This is a genomic window from Nostoc sp. (assembly GCF_036917775.1).
Taxonomy (GTDB): domain Bacteria; phylum Cyanobacteriota; class Cyanobacteriia; order Cyanobacteriales; family Nostocaceae; genus Nostoc.
In genome coordinates this window covers 1-19,480 of record NZ_JBALEQ010000054.1, presented here as the reverse complement: position 1 = coordinate 19,480, position 19,480 = coordinate 1, and the positions used below count along the sequence as shown (strand labels likewise).

Genomic DNA, 19,480 nt, shown 5'->3' with positions numbered 1-19,480 from the left:
TACAAGGCAAAAGGCAAAAGGCAAAAGTTAAATATAATTCCTTCTGACCTTTTGGTTTTTACCTGTTTAAGTTGTAGTTTCTACTGCTTTTAGCACTCTTTGTAAAACCTCCTGGTAAGCATCCTCTACATTTCCTAAGTCTCGGCGAAAGCGGTCTTTGTCCATTACCCGGCGATTTGAGTCCTCTTCTGTGGTATCCCACAAACGGCAGGTGTCGGGGCTAATTTCGTCTGCCAAGAGCAACTGCTGTTGTGAGTCCAAACCAAACTCTAGCTTGAAGTCTACTAGGGTAATGCCGCATTGCTGCCAAAATTTATTGAGAAATTCATTGATTTTCAATGCTAGATGTGTAATTGCATCTACTTGTTCCGCAGTAGCTAGTTCTAGCAGGTAAAGGCGATCGCGTGTGAGCAAAGGATCTCCTAACTGATCGTTTTTGTAATAAAACTCAACCAAAGGCTGTTTCAGAATTGTACCCACTGGCAAGCCTGTTTGTTGACACAGACTGCCAGCTGCAATATTTCTGATAACTACTTCTAAGGGTAAAATTTTTACTGCCTTCACCAGCATCTGGTTCGGGGTAGGGCTGTCGATAAAGTGAGTCTTTATACCATAAGCTTCTAACTGTTTAAAAAGCTGGCTGGAAATGCTACAATTTATTTTTCCCTTTCCTTGGATACTGCCACGTTTTTGGGCGTTAAACGCCGTGGCATCGTCCTTAAAATCAGCCAACAAGACTTCCGGATCGTCCGTTGTATAGAGAATTTTTGCTTTGCCTTCGTATAACTTGGAATTCACAGACATGGTAGCAGTTAAAGTTCTAGGCGATGGACGATTTTTGTCCTTTCGGGCTTAATCATTTTATCTTTAGTTATTAACTATTAGCCATTGGTGATTTTTGAAGAGGATGCGGAGAATTTAGAAGCAAGGAGCAGGGAGCAGGGAGACAAGGGGACAAGGGAGAATTATTGAACAAGTCTTCCCCTTCTGACTTGTCTATTCTTCATTCTCAATTCCCCTTTGCCTCTTTTCAATGCTCAATGCTCTCATTCGCCAGTTGCTAAATATTAACAACTGAATCTCTAACTTTTAACAGAGGACAATTGACTCTGGTTTCTAGTATCTTTTCCTAAGTAGTATTACACTTGATTGGTAACTATTTTGTCTAAAATTTTTTAGTAAAATATACTTATATGTTTTAATAGTTTTTAATTCAGGGTTTGGACTGAAGTTAATTACAATTTGAACTTCATAAATTAAGATGAGATCAACTGAAGACCGGGAGGAAAATCAAATATTCTTTTTAGTTATTTTAGCAGCAGTTACTTTAACAGACATTTTTGTGTAACATTTACAACAAACAAAAGCATTTCAAGCTTTATCTCCAGTCTCATAATCTAAATCAACTAATTCCTGCATAACCGATTGGAAAAAGAGTTGGATGGTTTGCTTTTCCCCAGTCTGACGAAAGTAAAGATTAAGGTAGCTAGTGATTTCGCTTCAGACATTCAAATAGAAGGTGAATTGATAAATGGAGAACAAATATAGTGAATAAGGATGATTTTCTCTACCCTCGTGGTCGCTACTACGGTCAGGTAAAGCCAGAAAACCTGGTTTTTAATGCGAATCTACAAGAATTTGCCCAACGCGTAAGCTACATTTGCAACTTAGAAACAGGTGGAAAGCTGCCTCCCGGTGAAGCTTACAAACAAATAAGGGATCTATGGAAACAGTTGAAACACTCAAAGAAAGAACTGCGAATTGGTGAAGACCCTTTTCAGGATGATCAGGGGGAGGTTGAAGGTTGAGGAGGCGGAGGGCAGACAAGGGGACAAGGGGACAAGGGGACAAGGAGCAGGGGGAGAAGAATTAATAACCCATTCCCAATGCCCAATACTTCGGCTTCGCTCAGTACAAGTTCCCAATGCCCCATAACTACTTAGTAAGCATTGTCCAAATCCCATCCCATGACTCTGGGGGCGGATTTTGTAGATAATTACGCGCACGTTCTAGGTGGATATCAACACCTTGGTCTTTGGGTTGGATGTATTTGGCGGCTTTAAAACAAGCGATCGCTTGTGAGAAATCGCGCGATAAATAAGCAGCGCGTCCAGTATGATAGTGAGACAAAAATTCTTGGGTGTTGGCATCTAGAGGGGTGCTGCGATCGCCAATTAACTGGTATATATTAACTGCCTGGTGTTTCCCTTTGACTCGGATTTTATCTAACTGGCGCACCCAAATGCGATCGCTGCACATCTGGTAAGTAAATTCGCTTAAAATAATATCACAACCGTATTCTTTAGTTACCGCTTCCAAGCGCGAACTCAAGTTTACACTGTCTCCAATTACGGTGTAATCCATCCGTTTGCGGGAACCAATATTACCCGAAACCACTTCTCCAGAACTAATGCCAATGCCAATATGAATTTGTGGCTGTGCCTCAATAATTCGTCGCTGGTTAAATTCCTCTAAGCGTTGTCGCATATCTAACGCTGACTGCACAGCTCTCCAAGCATGATTTTCTGTCAGAGGTAGCGGCGCACCAAATACCGCCATTAACGCATCACCAATAAATTTATCGAGCGTGCCTTCGTAGTTAAAAACCGCCTCCACCATCGTTTCAAAATACTGATTGAGCAAGGATAATACTTCAGCTGCACCGATATTTTCTGTAAGTGTTGTGTAGCCTCGGATATCAGAAAACAAGATAGTTACATCCTTACGCTCACCCACCATTAAAGCATCTTCTCCCAGAGCCATAACTTGTTCGGCTACATGAGGCGTTAGGTAGCGAGACATGGTGGTTTTCATCCGTTTTTCCTGGCTGATGTCTTCCAACACCACCAAACCACCCCGAACGCCGCCTTCTGGGTTAGTTAGAGGATTGACGGTGAGATTTGTACTGCGTTCTAATGTTTGCACCTCATCAGGGCTAAAAAACTCAGATTCTGGTGTGAGGGGGAGATTCCAGGGAATGAACACATTGGGGTTAGTGCGATCGCACAGTGCTAAAATTGAGTACTGAGCGCTAAACGCCCCGCTACTGCTAACAGCATTATTAACTAGAGAAATTCCCACCATCAAAGTTTGCTCTGGCACATAATGTTTAGCTCCAGTTTTTAAACTATCTTCGAGTCGCATTTGGAGATTTTCAATTGGCACAACTTCCCAAACTAAGCGACCAATCAAATTTTGTTCCCACAAAAGCTTGTTAATTTTGGTATTAGTATTTTTTACAGGACAACCCAATAACTCCAGGGCAGCATCATTAATTGTGACAATTCGACCTGCCATATCGGTAGAAATTACTGCATCTGAAAGACTTTGTAAAATGTCTTTTTGATACTGTTTTTCTAACAATACATTTTCAAATAGACGAGCATTTTCTAAGGCAATTCCTGCCTGAATATTAAATGCCCGCATAAACTCTTCATCAGAAGCAGTAAAACTATTTTGTTGCTTATTAATTAATTGAGTTACGCCAATTAATTCATTTGCAGAATTAAATACTGGTAAACATAGAATATTGCGAGTCACATAACCAGTTTTTCTATCTGTACTTGGGTCAAAGCGGGGGTCTTTGTAGGCATCGGAAATGTTTAAGGCTTGACCAGTAGAAGCCACATAGCCAGCAATGCCTCGGTTAGCTGAAATACGAATTTCTAGCAAGTTTGTGCCATCTGCCGCCGCCGCAACTTTTGTCCAGAGTTCGCTCATCTCTTTACGATATAAAAACAGCGTGCTGCGGTCTGCTTGCATTAAAATTCGAGCTTGTTCCATGACTATTTGCAAAGTTGCTTCTAAATCCAAACTTTGCCCCAATGTCTGAGTTGCCCGTAACAAAGCTGTTGCGCCTCGTTGATTTCGAGCAGCTACATAAAAAGATTGGCAGCTTTCCAGAATGATACCAATAGAAGCGGCAAAGTCTCGAAAACGTTCTTCATCATCATGATTAAACGGAACATTCCCGGTTTTATTAGCCAGTTGAACTACCGCAACAATTTGGTTTTTGCTGCTGATAACAGGCATACATAAAATATTATGAATTTTGTAGCCCATTTGTTTTTCAAGTTCTGGGCTAAATAAAGGATGAGTATAAGTTTCAGATATATTTAAATATTGACCTGTACTGGCAACATGACCGGGGATACCCACAGTCATAGGAGTACGAATTTCTAAGAACTTTTGGGTATTATCTTGAGGAACTTTTGACCATAATTGACCTTTATCATGGTCAACTAAAAAAATGGCTGTGTGTTCTGCTTGGAGGATTTGACCTATTTTAAGTGTGATAGCTTCTAGTACCTTCTCTAACATAGTTTCTAGAGCTTCATTATTGATTAGTTCAATAGCTCTAAGAAATTGCTGGAACTCAGCAGTTATAAAGTCGAGTAGGCAAACAAATTCATTAACAGATAAATCTTTTACGCGACGCAATAAGGCGTGAGTCCGATTAACTTGAGTGAGTTCAGTTAATGTAGCCAAGACGCTGCCAGGGTTGGGGAGTGTCACGTCGCTTTGCTCCGAATTAAAAATTAAAAATTAAAAATTAATAATCCCCATAAATAAATGGGCTTGTATTATGAGTCTGTTTCGGTTTTGGGCATTGAGAATTGGGCAATTTCTCACAAGTGAGAAATCCAAGGGGTGTGGGAGGATGGGGAATAAGTCTTACCCCCCACACTCCCCACACTCCCCACACTCCCTCATCTCCAAACTCCCTATCTCTTATTTTGTCAACTTTTCAGCAAATATTATCTTTTGGTAGTAATCTTGTAGCTGACTGGTGGCAGCTGCCCAACCCCAACTTTCTGCTTCCTGGCGAGCATTTTGACGGATAATGTCTCGTTGTTCTTTTTGTTCTAAGAGGCGAACAGTAGCAGCGATCGCTCCTTTAACATCTTCTGTTGGCTCAAAAAGATATCCATTGACACCATCTGTCACAATATCAGGAATTCCCCCCGAACGGGCTGCGACCACGGGACAACCAGCAGCCATCGCTTCTAGTAGTACTAAGCCTAGTGTTTCTGTACGGGAAGGGAAGATAAAGGCATCAGCACTCGCAAAAGCAGAACCTAATTCTTGTCCCATAAGATATCCAACAAAATAAGTATTTGTGCCAGCAAAGTGTTTTTCCAGTGCTTGACGGTGTGGGCCATCTCCAACCAATGCTAATCGCGCTTCGGGAATTGCTTCTAAAATTGGTTTGATGCGCTCAATTTCTTTTTCGGCAGAAAGCCGCCCAACGTAAAGTAGCAATGGACTTTCTGGATGATTTTGGGATAGACGCGATCGCATCTTTACACTAGCTAAATCGGGGTGAAATAATTCTGTATCCACCCCGCGCTGCCATAAATCTACACGTTCAATCCCATGTGCTGTCAGTTCCTCCACCATTGCTGTAGAAGTACACAGATTTAAAGCAGCTTGATTATGAGCGCCTTTGAGCAGTTCCCAAAGAAAACCTTCCAGCATACCCAAGCCGTAATGTTGAAGATATTGAGGCAAATGGGTATGGTAAGAGGCTACTAAGGGAATTTTAAGGATTTTGCTATAAAATATACCGGCTAAACCTAAAACTGCTGGGTTCACAACATGAATAACATCTGGCTTGAACTCTTCTAAGGCGTACCCAATGGCTGGGCGAGGAAGTGCCATTTTCAATTCTGGATACAATGGCAGAGGAAAGCCAGTAATGCCGTAAACCTTAGCGCCTTTGTGTTCAGTGATGCCTCCATCAGGGGCAATCACCAGCACTTGATTACTACTACGCTGTAGATGGTCAACAGTATGGCGCAGGCGTGTTACAATGCCGTCAACCTTGGGTAAAAAGGTTTCAGTAAATAGGGCAATTCTCATAAAAAACTATTCAGTCCAGGCAGATAATCTCAGCTTTGCTTGCGTTTCGGTATCAAACACAGAATAGACCCTCTCCTGTGGTGTAATCAACTCTGCACAGTCAGATTTAATGTTTTGCCTCTGTTTTTGTACAAAGTCCGAGATATCCTCAATGTTGACAATCCAATCTTTGGCGTAAGCAGCTAGTACTTCACCACGTAACCCTAACTGAATAGCGCGTCTTTCTAATTTTGTCCCAGATGGGTCATGGTCTGGGTCCCATTGTAGGCGAACTTGTGATTGCTTCAATGCTTTTTGCCAGGCACTTTTATCAGGATAAAGTTCTGGAACGTAGCTGGAATGAACAGCCGCCGCTAAGATTTCATCAATTGCCGAACGCTTCATCCAAATAGCTAATACTACCTCTTGCCCATTTTTTGTACCCCATCCAGAACGATACATCATCCAAAGGAAGTTAGGTTTTATCCAACTCATGCGCTCAAAACTGAACTCACCACCAAAGTAACCGTAGGTAGCGGCGAAGTTACCAATAGATGGACGATACGCCTGATAAACAACAATTAAATGGTCGTCATATTGTGCTAAGATATGGCGACCATTTTCAGGCCAATTACTTACTTGAGTTAAATAAGGTTCTGTTATCAGCCGCACGCAGAGTTTATCCTAATTTCTGTGCCAAGAGACTTTGGGCAGAATTTGCTTGTGATCGACTCGTTTCTGATACTTAATAGCAAAGTTTAACAGAGAATCGAGTAGAGAATCAGAGAGCAAGTGAGGCTGTAAACCTAAATCGAGCAATTTAGTGTTTTTAGCGTTGAAGTAATGTTCTTCTTTTTCAACTCTGGGATTATCTAAGTGATTGATTTCTACCTTCAATCCCATAGCGTTACCAGCATTTTTCACCATCAATGCCAAGTCACCGACGCTGAATTGTTCGGTAAATTGGTTAAATACGCGGAATTCACCAGCTTCGGCAGGGTTAGCGATCGCTAATTCTACACATCGTACTGTATCCCGAATATCCAAAAATCCACGAGTTTGTCCGCCTTTACCGTAAACAGTTAAGGGATGTCCAATTGCAGCTTGAATACAAAAGCGATTTAGTGCTGTACCAAACACACCATCGTAATCCAGCCGATTAATCAATAGTTCGTCCATTCCCGTTTCTTCGGTTAAGACACCATAAACTACACCCTGATTTAAATCAGTTGCTCGCAATCCCCAAATCCGGCAAGCAAAGTGGATATTATGACTATCATGAACTTTGCTTAAATGGTACATCGAACCAGGCTGCTTGGGATAAGGTAGGGTATCCTTGCGTCCATTGTGTTCAATGGTGATATACCCTTCTTCGATGTCGATATTGGGTGTACCGTATTCACCCATCGTTCCCAGCTTCACCAAATGACAGTCGGGGAAATCTTCCCGCATGGCATACAACAAGTTCAATGTCCCAACTACATTATTGACCTGGGTGAGAACTGCGTGTTCTCGGTCAATCATGGAAAATGGGGCCGAACGCTGTTCACCAAAATGCACTAGGGCATTTGGCTGAAATTGATGTAAGGTTTTGCTGAGAAATTCGTAATTCGTAATATCGCCGATGAACAAATCGATAGATTTACCCGTCAAATCTTGCCAGCGCTGGAGACGTTGTTGAGTTAGTGCGATCGGAGTGAGAGTTTCGACACCTAGTTCATTATCCCAATGCCGCCGCACCAAACTATCTAAAATTCCAACTTCATAACCTCGATTGGAAAGGTAAAGAGCAGTTGCCCAACCGCAATATCCATCACCACCAATAACCAGGACTTTCATCTTCACCAGTTTTTACTCGCTGATAGCTAAATCTACCAGGTTTATGTACCCTCTCAATCATCATTCTGAGAGAGATGTAAATTTAAGGAGCTGTAGAGATGTTGCAACACAACGTCTTGACACAAAATTATCAGTTATGCAAATTTTTTAATTGAACTGGATTAGGACTTACGCAAACAATAGCCGAAACCCTAATTTTTTTCTAGGGGCATAAGCCCTACGCGCAGGGTACGCGATCGCCAGTTCGAACCCACCCACCGCTTTGTGTCTATATAAATTGCCACTACCGTCTGTAGTTTTGCGTAAGTCCTAATGTATTACTGTAAAATTTTTAATCAATTTGTGTGAACATACCAGTTTGGGCAAACTCTTCCTTTTCAGGGGTGAAGAGTGGAGCCTTATCTACGAAATCATGCTCAAAGTAGTATGTCTCTTGCAGAACCTCTCCACGGGTGACAGCTTCCTCCAAATCCGCGATGTGGTTCTGTGCAACTATATAATATGTTTCCTTCAGGCTATTTTCATCAAAGGCGCTGAATGCTAACTTGAGGCGGTTTTTGCGATCGCCTACCTTAGCGATCATCAGTGTTTTAAACACTTTAAAGTCAATAGTGCCTGACACTGACACCAGGTTAATCTCTTTGATCAAGTCACGCAACCCCGTTTTCGTGGGATTTTATCCTAGCGATCGCATTACCTCCCCCACTTCGTCGGTTGAGATTGCTCCGTTACCGTCTACATCTAATACCTTGAAGGCTTGCCACAGCTTTTCTATTTCTTGTTCATCAATCACGGTTTTATTCCAATTTTATATGTGTCAACAATAAATTTATTACCATATTTTTTAACAGCTACTTCAATACTGTCTTGTTATGTTAAGTAAATAGTAAGTATTAGGAACCTCTGAACTTAGTCTCAATCTTACTTGCAGTCGCTTAGTAAATTTGTCAGTTGCTTATTGTTGCAATAAATGCAGCTTTACGGGTTTAATTGCAAATGCTCTCCTGCCCTCTATCTCCCCTAATCTTTCACCTCACTCATGGTAATTGAAAAGCCATCTCCCAACTTAACAGCTATCAAGTCATAGCATTTCTTTTTCATATCCGTTTCCCAAAAAAATTCTTGTTGGAGTGCTTCTCCTGTTTCAACCACCTGCACTAACTTTTCAAAAAATCCTGGGGTAAGTCGATTGAGCAGCTTCTTTTGCCCTGAATTATTAGTGATTTCTTGTCGTTTTTTACCCAAGAGTTTGGCAAAGACGGGATTAACTAATAGATACCGAAAGTCTTCAATTTCTCCAGTTACCATATTCCTCGTGGACTGCATAGCGGCAATTCCATCTCTGGAACTGTTCAACACACTGGCGAGGAGGGCGCGAGATTGGTAGAGAATTTCTGCGGTTTGTTGATGTTGCTCAATTTCTCGTCGAAGCTCGTGTTTTTGCTGTTGGAGGGTGAGGTGAGTTTGAATGCGGGCGATGAATTCTTCGATTTGAAAGGGTTTGGTGATGTAATCTACTCCCCCGACTTGAAAGGCTTTGACTTTATCAAAAACTTCGTTTAATCCACTGATAAAAATAATGGGAATGCTTGAAGTTTCTTCGTCAGCTTTCAGGATTGAGCAGACTTGATAGCCATCGATATCTGGCATTTTTATATCGAGTAAAATGACATCTGGGGGATTTTTGTGGACAGCTCTTAATGCCATATTAGCATTGGTGAAGCTGCGAACTTTGTACCCCTGTTTGCTTAAGATGTCGTTTAAAAAATGCAGGTTTTCGATGAGATCATCAACAATTAGGATATTGCCTTTGGGGTCTGAAGTTTGATAGATGTCGCTTTCTGCGATTTCTAGAGGGGACTGAGTGGGGGTAGCGCTTCGTTTTAAAAGTAAATTACGAAAGTTATTCTTGCTTACTTTTTCTTCGAGTAAGTCTGAAAGGTGTTTCCATAATAGGGAGGCTAAGTCTTTAATATGCCCCACGCTCATGTATAAGCTATCAGCAACATCTCTGTAGGTTTCATCTTCCCAAGCGGCTTTGAGAATTCCTTTTTCTGGGGCGGTTAGTTGTTTACCTGTTTTGGATTCAAGGGTAGATTCTACCCATTCGATTGCTTCTTCAAAGGTCATGCGGGGCTAGATGTCATTTTGCTGGGTTTTTGATGTTTGCAGGCTGTATTGTATGTTACTGGAGTTTCCTCGTTAGCGAAAGCCCTTCGCGCACGCCAAGGGACTTAACTGACTGTTTCTCGTTCGCGTAGCATCTCGTAGAGAAGAGATTCCCGCAGGGTAGGTATGGCGATCGCCATTGCTCTAGGGAGTGTTGCCGTTTGTAGATACTGTTTTATCATTTTCTACTCTTAGACTTTTACACCCAGCCGTATTTTCTCGTAATTTTTTCAAAAATCAAATAGGATTTTGATAATACTTATTAATAATTCCACTTAAGTATTTCTATCATCAATTCTTCTCATAAGATGCTTCACCTTTTTTTGTGAATTCTCTTGAGATTATTCCTAAGTATAAATATTTAGAGTAAAAAATATTAGAATAATTATCAGTATAAATACTTGAAAATAAAAATATTTTAGATACAATCCGACTTTATCAGACCTTAATATCCGACTTTCCGACTGGCGAATATGAGTTAAATGGCAGTAACTTTAAAGACAAGCAGCAAATACCACAATAGCTAATGGTAAAAACTTAACCAAAAATTATTCCGCTCAAGTATCCTCAATACAAGCCTAGTATATAAAAATACTTAAATATATAGGAGATAAGAGATTTTTATTCTCTATTGACTCTGACAATTTTTCTCAAAACTTAGAGCCTGTCAAGAAACAACTTTTACAATTTATTATCTAGAAAGCTTACTGAGAAGGCATTTCTAGCTCAAAAGAGGCAAGGTTGTTACATGACAAGCTCTTAGGCAATATTGATCTCTATTGGCCTATTTACCAAAAAACCTGTAAATCTTCATAACTACAATACTTCAGCCTAGCTGTTTTTGATGCGTGAGTTGGTTTTTATACAAAAGGCTGAAATCGAATTTCAATCAAATTTATTAGATTGTTGAGTTCTCAAGTTATGGTAGTTTCTCAAACAGTTTTCTCCTCATCAGGGCGTAGTAGTTCTGATGACTTTAGTGAAGCTTTTTGGCAATTGTGGGAGCAGTATCGAGATGAGCTTTACCGACGCTGCATCAAGTGGATTGGTGGGAACCCTACGGATGCTGAAGATGCGCTCTCACGGGCGATGCTCAAGGCTTGGGAAAAGGTGCAACAGTATGCGGGGAAAATTACTAATTTTAAGGCTTGGCTGACAACACTGACTCGTAATCTCTGCATGGATATTCATCGAGAACGCAGTCGGGGGGCGAATCGAGTTGAGGATATAGAAGGTTATGCCTCTGGTAATAAGCCAGAACTGGTACAGAGTGAGGATACGCCAGAGAGTGCAATGGAGACTGACGAGAAAAGGATTGTGATTCGTCGTGCTATTGATAATTTACCGATAAGGTTGCGCGAGACGTTTATTCTGCACTTTTATCAAGAACTGTCACATCAAGAAATAGTAGAACAGCAGGGAATTTCTTATCAGAATGTCTGTAAGCGCATCTCCCAAGCGCGGACTATTCTGCGTGAGGAGTTGAGGGAATATTTTATCGGGGAGGATGAGACTGGTACGGATTTATCGGTTCCACCGACTGCAATGGAGTCAGAAATAGGGGAAATGTCCGAGGGGAATGGGGGAGTTGAAGCGAGAGTAGGGGAGACGGTACTTGCAGTTGCGGTGGAGGAAGTGGAGATTGTTGGGGGTGAGGAATCGCCAGAGGTAGCGCGTAATGTGCAGCAGTCTAAGTCGGTGATGGTGGTGGCGACTTCTGAGGGGAAGTTAGAGGTAAGGAGTGATCGTTGTCGGTGCGTTGAAGTGGCGCTGTTTGAATTGCTGCTAGCACCGATTTTGGCGTTGGCTCAATTGGATGAAGAAATTGGAACTTGGGGAAATTCCTTTCTGGCGGTGCAGAGGAGGCAACAACAGCATCAGGTGGGGAAAGGATGGGGAGGAGTTTTGCGATCGTCCCGCTCTCCTCCTTGGTATTGTTTTCCCAATTGTAAATTTCTTGAAAGAATCTATCTTTTAGCACTAAAGATTCAGAAATATCTCTTGCAATACGTCTTAAGCAGAGAAGTCATTAAACAACATTATTCTTATCGGAGAGTAACATCATGCGTGTAGGAAAAACTATCACTGAGGCAACGATAAAAGTAACATATAAAGAGGAACTAGAGAAAAACCCGGAAAAACTCTATGAGTACCTAGCTAAAGAGGGTTTAAACCAAGTATCTCAAGGTCAATTTATAGAAGACGCAGTTAAAACTGTAAATGGACTGAAGAGTAATTACGGAAATGGTATTTCAACAAAGATCTGTATCTTTAATGCAACTGGTCAAAAGTTAAAAAACTTGCTTGAGGGGAGTTGGCACGGAAAATGGTATGACGGCTTCGATACAGAAATAGAGAATGGGCAATGTAGTTCTATTCTACACGTTCATAATTCGGGGGGCTTGGCAGGCTCTTCTGGATACCTAGTCTACCAAATAGAAAATTTAAATCTAAATGTATTCATTGGATGGGATACACCATATTCAGCAGCATTCAGCAGTAACACTTTTAGAGTGGAAATACGAGAAAATAAACATTGGTGGGACAAAGGTAGCAAAAATTGTATGCAGAATCTGGTAGAAAAAGAAGGATGGTCTGTGAGTATTCCAAATGGGTCCCAAGATTTTTCAACAGAAAAGGAATATCCGCAGGACTCAAAAAAATCAATTAAGTTTAAAGGCCATGTGGAGGGAACTATCGACCAAGAGTCAACTGCAATGTTACGTTTGACTTTATCCCTTATAGATTTTGACTACAAAAACTAACTCTATTCTATTAGACATCTCCAGGGATTAGTTTTTTACCGATGACAATGTAAGAAATTGAGATTCTTTTTTCGGAGATGTCTATTGAAATCCATTAACTGACTGAGGAAGTATCTTATGAGTGACCTAAAAAGCGATAACTTGAAAGAACGTACCGATGATATCAAAAAAAAAGAACAAGACAGGTTATATAGAGATATCGATTCGCTCAAAGTAAATCAACACCTATATCCTTCCGAGAGTGAATATGTCCAAGCAATTAAAGAATGCAGAAATGCTTATGATGAGACTATCAAAGCTATTACCGAAATAGAAAAAGAGGCAGAGAAAAACCAAGCTTACTTAAGCACAAGAGAAAGTATAGAAATTTTTTTGATGCTCTTAGAATTAGGACTGAAAGCTCCTAGTGCATCCTTCCGAAGTTGGTATGCAAAAAAAGTGATCCAAAATTTCACTAGACCCACAAGTAGACCATTAATGCAACTGCAAGGGCCGCAAGTAGTGCAACCGCAACCTGTGGACGAATTGGCTAATAAATTGAGGGATATTATTAGGAATACCGAAGCACTCAATTTGAAACAATTAAGCAATGTAACAGTTTTGGCTGAGAATCTAGGAGCGGGTTTTGAGACTTTAAATGAAGCACAAAAAATTGAACAACTTACGAAGCAATTAGAAAAACAAAGAATAACAGGAAGTTGGAAGGGTTATGTAGTTCCTGAGTGGCTCGATAAAAGTCTTTTGATTGCTGCTATTAGCGTCGCATTATGGGAGACAGTAGAAACACCAGAACAAGAGCGAGTAGTCAAAATAGCTAAAGAAGCAGTAATCTTATCAACAGCATACGTAACAGTAAAAGCATCCGAAAGACTATTGATAATGGCAACAGCAATAGCCCCAGAATCAGAAGGTGGGTCTATGGTAGTTTATGTAGGTCTTTACATCGTGCTTACGATTGTTGCCACACTCGTAGGAGAAGGAGTCGGAGAATTATTTGATAGTATCTTTGGCTCAAACACCCCACCTGCTTTGACTAAGGATCTTACCAAATCTTTGTCTAAAGATTTGGTAAAAGACTTGTCTAAAAAATTGCAAAAAGAATTACACAAGAGCCTTTAATAACTATATGACTAGTACTACCTTACATTTTTTAAGCTACAACGTTCATCTTTTTTTAGGTACAGTAGTTGGGAATCTTGACTTAGTAACAAAGTTTCTAAACAAAGTAAGCGCAGATGTTCCACGCCAAGAATACGAAGATTCTGGACGATTAGACAGCATAATTGCTGAAGTACAGAAGCTCAATCCAGATATCGTCGGTTTTAGTGAAGTATGGGCTAATGATTCAAAGAAAAAATTTATTTCTGCTCTGAAGTCTCAATTGGAGTATTCTGCATGGGATAAAAACGAAGATCCTTTGGAGATAGGTTCTGGTCTGCTCCTACTCAGTCGATTTCCTCTCTCCAATGTTTCGTTCACTAAATACAATAAGCTTTCTGGTAGCGACTCCAAGAGTCAGAAAGGCTTTCTTATAGCTACTGCCAAGATTGATTCGCAAAAACTTCTAATTGTCCATACACATACCCAAGCAGACGACAACAATGATGCTATTGAAGCCAGAAAACAGAACATTAATCAGTTGCACAGCAGCATTAGTAGTGCCGCAGATCGCTCCATACCTGTAATTCTACTTGGCGACCTAAACATTACAGGGGAAAATGAATCAGGCACTTCTACGAAAGAATACGAATTCCTATGTGACATATTGAAGCAGAGTCAAATGTTTGACTCGTATCGTACCCTGAATCCCAACACTGCACCCGATCTAGGTTATACCTGCGACGCAGTTCATAACAAGCTGATTAAGTATTTTGCGCCCAATGATGCCAAGAATAAAGTCAGACAGCGCTTGGATTATATGTTCGCACGAGGTATCACCCCTACCTCTGTAACTGTACCCAAAACTTTCACGTTTCAGACTTCTGATGGCACGATGGATCTCTCCGACCATTACCCCTTAGACGGTCACTTCTTACTACCCTAATAATTTAGGGTGAATGTAGCTAGTTAGGTAATGATGGTTCCTCTATTCTTCTTTGAGTTGATATGATGCAGAAATTGTAGAGATAGCGATCATTATCTCTAGCAGACACAGTAACTCAATCGTAGCTTTGTCCCGAATTGTGCAATCGCTCTACCTGTACTCAGAGTAAATTTACTATAAGGCATAAAGGCTTTTCTAACCTGTTTTTCAAGCTAGCGCGATCACCCTACATGTCCATCAAGCGATCGCTTTTCTGATTTGTGAAAGGCGATCGCTTTTTGGTTGAGATGGAGATGAAGGGGTGTGATCGCTTTTTAGTTGAGATAGAGATGGAGGGTAGGTCACAGTTAGTAGAGTGTGGAGAGGATGGACGTAATCGCTCCTTTACAGTTTCTTCTCATTGTTTTATGAGATGTATTAAGCCAAGAAAAAAGTTGCTATTTCAAACTATTCAGAAACGGCTTCTGAGAATCGTCATTAACAATGTCTATTGAAGTCAAAGTTTCCGTTGAAAATGGTAAATCTAGAATCTTTTTACTCGATAACGAACAATTAACTTTAGCCAACCTCAGAAGCAAAATTAAAGAAAACAAGTGGGAGGCAGTAGGTAGTGACTTCTATTTCCTTAGAAATGGATCTGAGATAGATATAGCAGATGAAGAGGTATATCAACTATCAAGGTTTAAGAAGGATGATGTGATCGAGGTAGTTATCAGCCCCCAACAATCTGACAACAACAAAACGACACCGGAAGAAGCCGAAGTAATCTCCTAGATAGTAGCAACAGTGCATCAAAATTAACTGAAATTCAAGCTGACTAGATAGGCAACTTTTCAGTAGATTATTGCGATCGCACAGTGTTTTAACCTCCGAGCGGGTGATGCAACGGGTGTAAGCGGTGAGAAACGTCATTACACCTACCCATTGCCCCAACTGAAAGTGTAGCAGGCTTTCATCGAGTCGGTTTTTTGAAAATGCGATCGCCCCAGTACACCAAACTATTGCATACGCCCATCTCTCATCAAAGCTATTGTAACCGGAGACGCTCTCTCTAACAGATAAAGTAGAGCGATCATAGCTCTTCCTGCATGATGGAATCGTAATCCTGCCCCCCGTAAAAACGCCGTGGATGATCACCCTATCCGCTGTTACCGAAAAGGCGATGGTGGCACGTTTGGCATACCCGATAGTTCGCAAATGCGATCGCAATGATACTTTATCAAAAAGCACTACTAAACTAATAAAAACTTATTTTATCTAGTCAAACTCTTTACAGACACTATCTTCTCAGCTTCATCTACCGTAATTTGCGCTAGCCCAAACTGTTCAATTACTGCTGCATTCGTAGTCAAATGTCTACTTACCTCAGCCACCCGATACTGACTTTCTTGTGACGCTAAAGTAGCTGGCAATAATAACTGATCTGCTAAATGTTCATCCACTGCTGCACCAGTATGATGAAATTCAAGCAGTTGCTGACAAGCAATTTCTGCAACTGTTTCCGCCGACAACCGCAAACGCCCGAATCCACCAAAGCCAGTCAAGCTGTTCTGATACTCAGCAGTTAAAAAAATACCCGCGCCAGGTGCTACACCTTTTTCTCGCAAAGTCTGTACATGAACTTTCAAATGCGCTTCCCGTAACAAATTCTCCGCACGATTCGCCATCCGTTGCGGAATATGAGAAGGTAGTTCCGTTACTGCTGCTATTCCTCGCACCTGTTGTAACTCTCCCCTTTCCAGCAAGTTGATTCCGCCGAGTTGAGTACCACCAATCACCTGCAACTCTATTTCTCCCCCACCTTGAGGAAACCACCCCCAAGCGCCTAACTTAACTTGGGCTTCTACTCCCATACGTTGCAGTATTGGCAGATAAACTTGCTCAATGTAGGTTACAGTCGGACTAAAGTTTACATGAGTTCCACCCTTTAGTGTTACCTGAGAATTACCTGTTGCTAGTGCTAAAGGTAAGAGAATTGTTTGTAAAACAAGAGCGATCGCACCCGCAGAACCACCTTCTTGTGCTTTACTCACATCAAAGGTATAAATTCCAGCTTGCACAGCACTACCTGGAATGAATTCCAGCAGCATTGAACCCAAAGCATCACCCCGTAGTTGGGCATTACAAATTCTACCCGCAGCCCGAACGGCTGTTAAGTGTTGTGCTGCTAATCCTGGCTTTTTGCGTCCAGCGCGAATGCCTGCAATCCGTATGGGTTCACCAGTGATGGCGGCTAGACTTAAGGAAGTGCGAAGAACTTGTCCGCCTCCCTCTCCGTAGGAACCGTCAATTTCAATCATGGGCGATTTGGAGATGTTGGATTTTGGGTTATCCGAAAACTAAAAAAGTCCACATTAACGGTATCTTCCCAGAAGAAAAAATACTTAAGTATGACAGCGTTACGAGAACTATGAATCAATCGTACCCAAGTTATTTGACTTATCAACAGTAGAAACTGCGATCGGGACTAATTACGGCAGCGAAGGCGCTAGAAAAGGCATCGTCGCTATAAATAAATAAGCAAGTTTAGTTAATATTTTGGCGATTTAGAAAAACCCTCTTTCCTCATGTGCGATCGCAACAACAAAGATTTACCCTATTTACTAGATAATCGTTGTTTGGTATCAGCGTAGCCTGCCAAATATTTAGACAAACTTCATCATATCCTCGCACAAAGCACTTTTTATTCCCATATCACTGCAAATTAACAGGACTTCACCATTGCATCTCCATAGCTTTTTTGAATTTGTTGTAAAAAAACTTACCATGTTCAGGGCATTTACTGATATCAAGTACTATTTGTAAAGGTTAATTTTAAACAAGTTAACAAGGATTGAGTTACACCGCTTAGAACAGGTTCGGCTCAGTTGTTACATTAGTCCCCTTAAGTTAAGGGTTCAACTCACTAAAGTTTCAACCAATTCAACTTTGACCACTGTAACTTTAAGTCCCCAGTTATCAGCCAGGGGTGCATTTTACCATACCGATTTAGCAACCTCCTGACCTCATACAACGGATAAAGTTTAGAGGAATTTATGCCAATTTGCAAATTTATGATCGTTGTATTGAATGTAGCAGATAGGTAAAGCTAGCTCACAAAGAGCAGCGATCGAGGCTGCTACAGTTCAAGATACGATTCAATTCGACTCCAACTCTAGTAATTACAGAATGTTTAATAACAAGCTCAAAGAAGATAGTAAACATCTCAGTCTTTGTGCTACACATTCACGTGCTAATCGTCTGATTCCTCTTAGATAAAGGGTATCTACATACCCGATTTAACCATTAACGATTAACAGAAAAAAATTTTTCAGTTTTACAACAGCGTTTCTATAACCGACGCGATTTCCAGTTGCGATCGAACAACTGTGACTGCCCTGAAAAGTCTAGATATATTACTCGTTCAAATTAACTACTTAGCAACTGAATAAAGTTGCTGAGATTGTACTAACCAATTTTCCCACCCTACACCCATTCGGAGTAAACAGATGGCTACATACTACGTTTCTGGAACAGGCAATGATAAATCTAATGGCTTGAGCCAGGGAGATGCATTTCGCAGCCTCCAAAAAGCTGCTGACTTAGTGAAGGCAGGTGATACAGTCTACGTAATGAATGGTACTTACACCTCTCCTTACGCCAATATCCTGAGTATTGCAAATAAGCAAGGTACGGCTAATGCACCTATTACATTTAAGGCACTATCTGGGCACACACCGGTTTTAGAAGCTAACGGAAAAAATTGGCAAGCTATATCAATTACAGGCTCAACCTATATAGCAATTGAAGGCTTAACATTGGTAGGAAATCGGGACAATATTAAATTAGAAGATGCACTTAACCAAAAAGACAATCTAAATAATCCAGCAACATCTGGAAATGGTATTTTTGTTACGGTCAGCAGTAACAATCCAAATCAACATTCAAGTCATATCACAATTAGTAATAATAATATTTCCAAGTTTCCAGGAGGAGGAATTGCAACAACACAAGCAGACTACATTACAGTAGAAAATAATGTCGTCACTGGAAACGCATGGTACTCACCTTATGGTACACAAGGGATTACCATGCTTAACCTTTGGAATTCTGATAACAACACGACTGATTATAAAGTAATTATTAAAGGCAATACTGTTTTTGATAATAAATCATTAGTTCCTTGGAAAGTAGCAGGAAAAATAACTGAAGGTCATGGAATAATGCTTGACACTTCTTATGTTGGAGATGTTGCTTACGCTGGTAAAGCTTTAATCAGTAACAACTTAACTTACAACAATGGCGGGGCAGGGATTCAGATTTTAAAAGGAGAAAACTCTGTAGACATTGTGAATAATACAATTTACCAAAATTCAAAAGTACTTTCAGACGGAGAAATTTTCCTTAACTATGCTAAAAATGTTCGAGTCTATAACAATATTCTGTATGGAAGCAAAGGAGAGTCTCTCATTGCCAGCAATAAGTCTACTAATCTTACATTCAACAATAACCTTGCTTACAACGGAGTTTTGAACGTTACAGGTTCAGGGAATATTTTAAACAAAGACCCGTTGTTTGTTAATCCAGCCAATGGTAACTTTAGTCTCCAACCTGGTAGTCCCGCAATCGATGCTGGTTCCAATATTTTCAATAGTATAACTAATAAAACTCCTCAAGATGGCGATGGTAATGGCACGGCGGTGATTGATATTGGTGCATACGAAGCCCCCCACATCACCATTTCCATCCCCGAAATTCAAGTCCTCAATGGCACAGTTGACATTGCAGATGGCAGTACTACTGCGATTAACTTTGGCGATGTCATTACTGGTAATACTCTCAG

16 protein-coding genes are annotated in these 19,480 nt (G+C 40.8%); 6 read left to right on the top strand and 10 right to left on the bottom strand.

Annotated features, from left to right (window positions below; all coding sequences use genetic code 11):
* Positions 1 to 66: 66 nt before the first annotated feature.
* The gene (gene purC, locus V7K69_RS08700; RefSeq protein ID WP_335033296.1) at positions 67 to 804 is read right to left on the bottom strand and encodes a phosphoribosylaminoimidazolesuccinocarboxamide synthase; all 738 of its coding nucleotides are present in this window, start codon (positions 802 to 804) and stop codon (positions 67 to 69) included.
* Between the two features lie 743 nt (positions 805 to 1,547).
* Between purC and V7K69_RS08695 the strand changes: the two genes are divergently transcribed.
* Positions 1,548 to 1,808 carry a DUF7219 family protein gene (locus V7K69_RS08695; protein WP_063721264.1) on the top strand — a complete coding sequence of 87 codons (261 nt, stop codon included), beginning with the start codon at positions 1,548 to 1,550 and terminating at the stop codon, positions 1,806 to 1,808.
* A gap of 127 nt (positions 1,809 to 1,935) precedes the next feature.
* Here V7K69_RS08695 and V7K69_RS08690 read toward each other — a convergent pair whose 3' ends face one another.
* The 7 genes from V7K69_RS08690 to V7K69_RS08660 form a co-directional block, all read right to left on the bottom strand.
* Positions 1,936 to 4,515 carry a GAF domain-containing protein gene (locus V7K69_RS08690; protein ID WP_335033290.1) on the bottom strand — a complete coding sequence of 860 codons (2,580 nt, stop codon included), beginning with the start codon at positions 4,513 to 4,515 and terminating at the stop codon, positions 1,936 to 1,938.
* Between the two features lie 216 nt (positions 4,516 to 4,731).
* Positions 4,732 to 5,862: a glycosyltransferase family 4 protein gene (locus V7K69_RS08685; RefSeq protein WP_335033288.1), complete on the bottom strand. Its 1,131-nt coding sequence runs from the start codon at positions 5,860 to 5,862 to the stop codon at positions 4,732 to 4,734.
* A gap of 6 nt (positions 5,863 to 5,868) precedes the next feature.
* Positions 5,869 to 6,513: a DUF4291 domain-containing protein gene (locus V7K69_RS08680; protein WP_335033286.1), complete on the bottom strand. Its 645-nt coding sequence runs from the start codon at positions 6,511 to 6,513 to the stop codon at positions 5,869 to 5,871.
* A gap of 12 nt (positions 6,514 to 6,525) precedes the next feature.
* Positions 6,526 to 7,680, bottom strand: a complete 1,155-nt coding sequence (locus V7K69_RS08675; protein WP_335033325.1) for an NAD-dependent epimerase/dehydratase family protein — start codon at positions 7,678 to 7,680, stop codon at positions 6,526 to 6,528.
* Between the two features lie 331 nt (positions 7,681 to 8,011).
* A complete protein-coding gene (locus V7K69_RS08670) occupies positions 8,012 to 8,338 on the bottom strand; it encodes a hypothetical protein (protein ID WP_335033284.1) in 327 nt (108 codons plus the stop codon).
* Positions 8,339 to 8,356: 18 nt separating this feature from the next.
* Entirely contained in the window at positions 8,357 to 8,473 is a 117-nt protein-coding gene (locus V7K69_RS08665) for an EF-hand domain-containing protein (protein WP_335033282.1), read from the bottom strand.
* Positions 8,474 to 8,700: 227 nt separating this feature from the next.
* Positions 8,701 to 9,810, bottom strand: a complete 1,110-nt coding sequence (locus tag V7K69_RS08660) for a response regulator (protein WP_335033280.1) — start codon at positions 9,808 to 9,810, stop codon at positions 8,701 to 8,703.
* 960 nt (positions 9,811 to 10,770) lie between these two features.
* Here V7K69_RS08660 and V7K69_RS08655 point away from each other — a divergent pair.
* The 4 genes from V7K69_RS08655 to V7K69_RS08640 all read left to right on the top strand — a co-directional run bounded on the left by V7K69_RS08655 (position 10,771) and on the right by V7K69_RS08640 (position 14,658).
* The gene (locus V7K69_RS08655) at positions 10,771 to 11,922 is read left to right on the top strand and encodes an RNA polymerase sigma factor (RefSeq protein WP_335033278.1); all 1,152 of its coding nucleotides are present in this window, start codon (positions 10,771 to 10,773) and stop codon (positions 11,920 to 11,922) included.
* A complete protein-coding gene (locus V7K69_RS08650) occupies positions 11,913 to 12,614 on the top strand; it encodes a hypothetical protein (RefSeq protein WP_335033276.1) in 702 nt (233 codons plus the stop codon). The genes V7K69_RS08655 and V7K69_RS08650 overlap by 10 nt, the downstream gene beginning before the upstream one ends.
* A 117-nt stretch (positions 12,615 to 12,731) precedes the next feature.
* On the top strand, positions 12,732 to 13,733 hold the full coding sequence (locus tag V7K69_RS08645) for a hypothetical protein (RefSeq protein ID WP_335033274.1): 1,002 nt from the start codon (positions 12,732 to 12,734) through the stop codon (positions 13,731 to 13,733).
* Between the two features lie 7 nt (positions 13,734 to 13,740).
* The gene (locus V7K69_RS08640; RefSeq protein ID WP_335033272.1) at positions 13,741 to 14,658 is read left to right on the top strand and encodes an endonuclease/exonuclease/phosphatase family protein; all 918 of its coding nucleotides are present in this window, start codon (positions 13,741 to 13,743) and stop codon (positions 14,656 to 14,658) included.
* 675 nt (positions 14,659 to 15,333) lie between these two features.
* Here V7K69_RS08640 and V7K69_RS08635 read toward each other — a convergent pair.
* Both V7K69_RS08635 and rtcA read right to left on the bottom strand, forming a co-directional pair.
* Complete coding sequence (locus tag V7K69_RS08635) at positions 15,334 to 15,888, bottom strand: hypothetical protein (RefSeq protein ID WP_335033270.1); 555 nt, start codon at positions 15,886 to 15,888, stop codon at positions 15,334 to 15,336.
* 23 nt (positions 15,889 to 15,911) lie between these two features.
* Complete coding sequence (gene rtcA / locus V7K69_RS08630) at positions 15,912 to 16,958, bottom strand: RNA 3'-terminal phosphate cyclase (protein WP_335033268.1); 1,047 nt, start codon at positions 16,956 to 16,958, stop codon at positions 15,912 to 15,914.
* A 1,188-nt stretch (positions 16,959 to 18,146) separates the two neighbouring features.
* On the opposite strand from rtcA, the gene V7K69_RS08625 reads away from it, so the two are divergent.
* On the top strand, positions 18,147 to 19,480 hold a 1,334-nt coding region (locus V7K69_RS08625), incomplete at its 3' end, for a right-handed parallel beta-helix repeat-containing protein (RefSeq protein ID WP_335033267.1).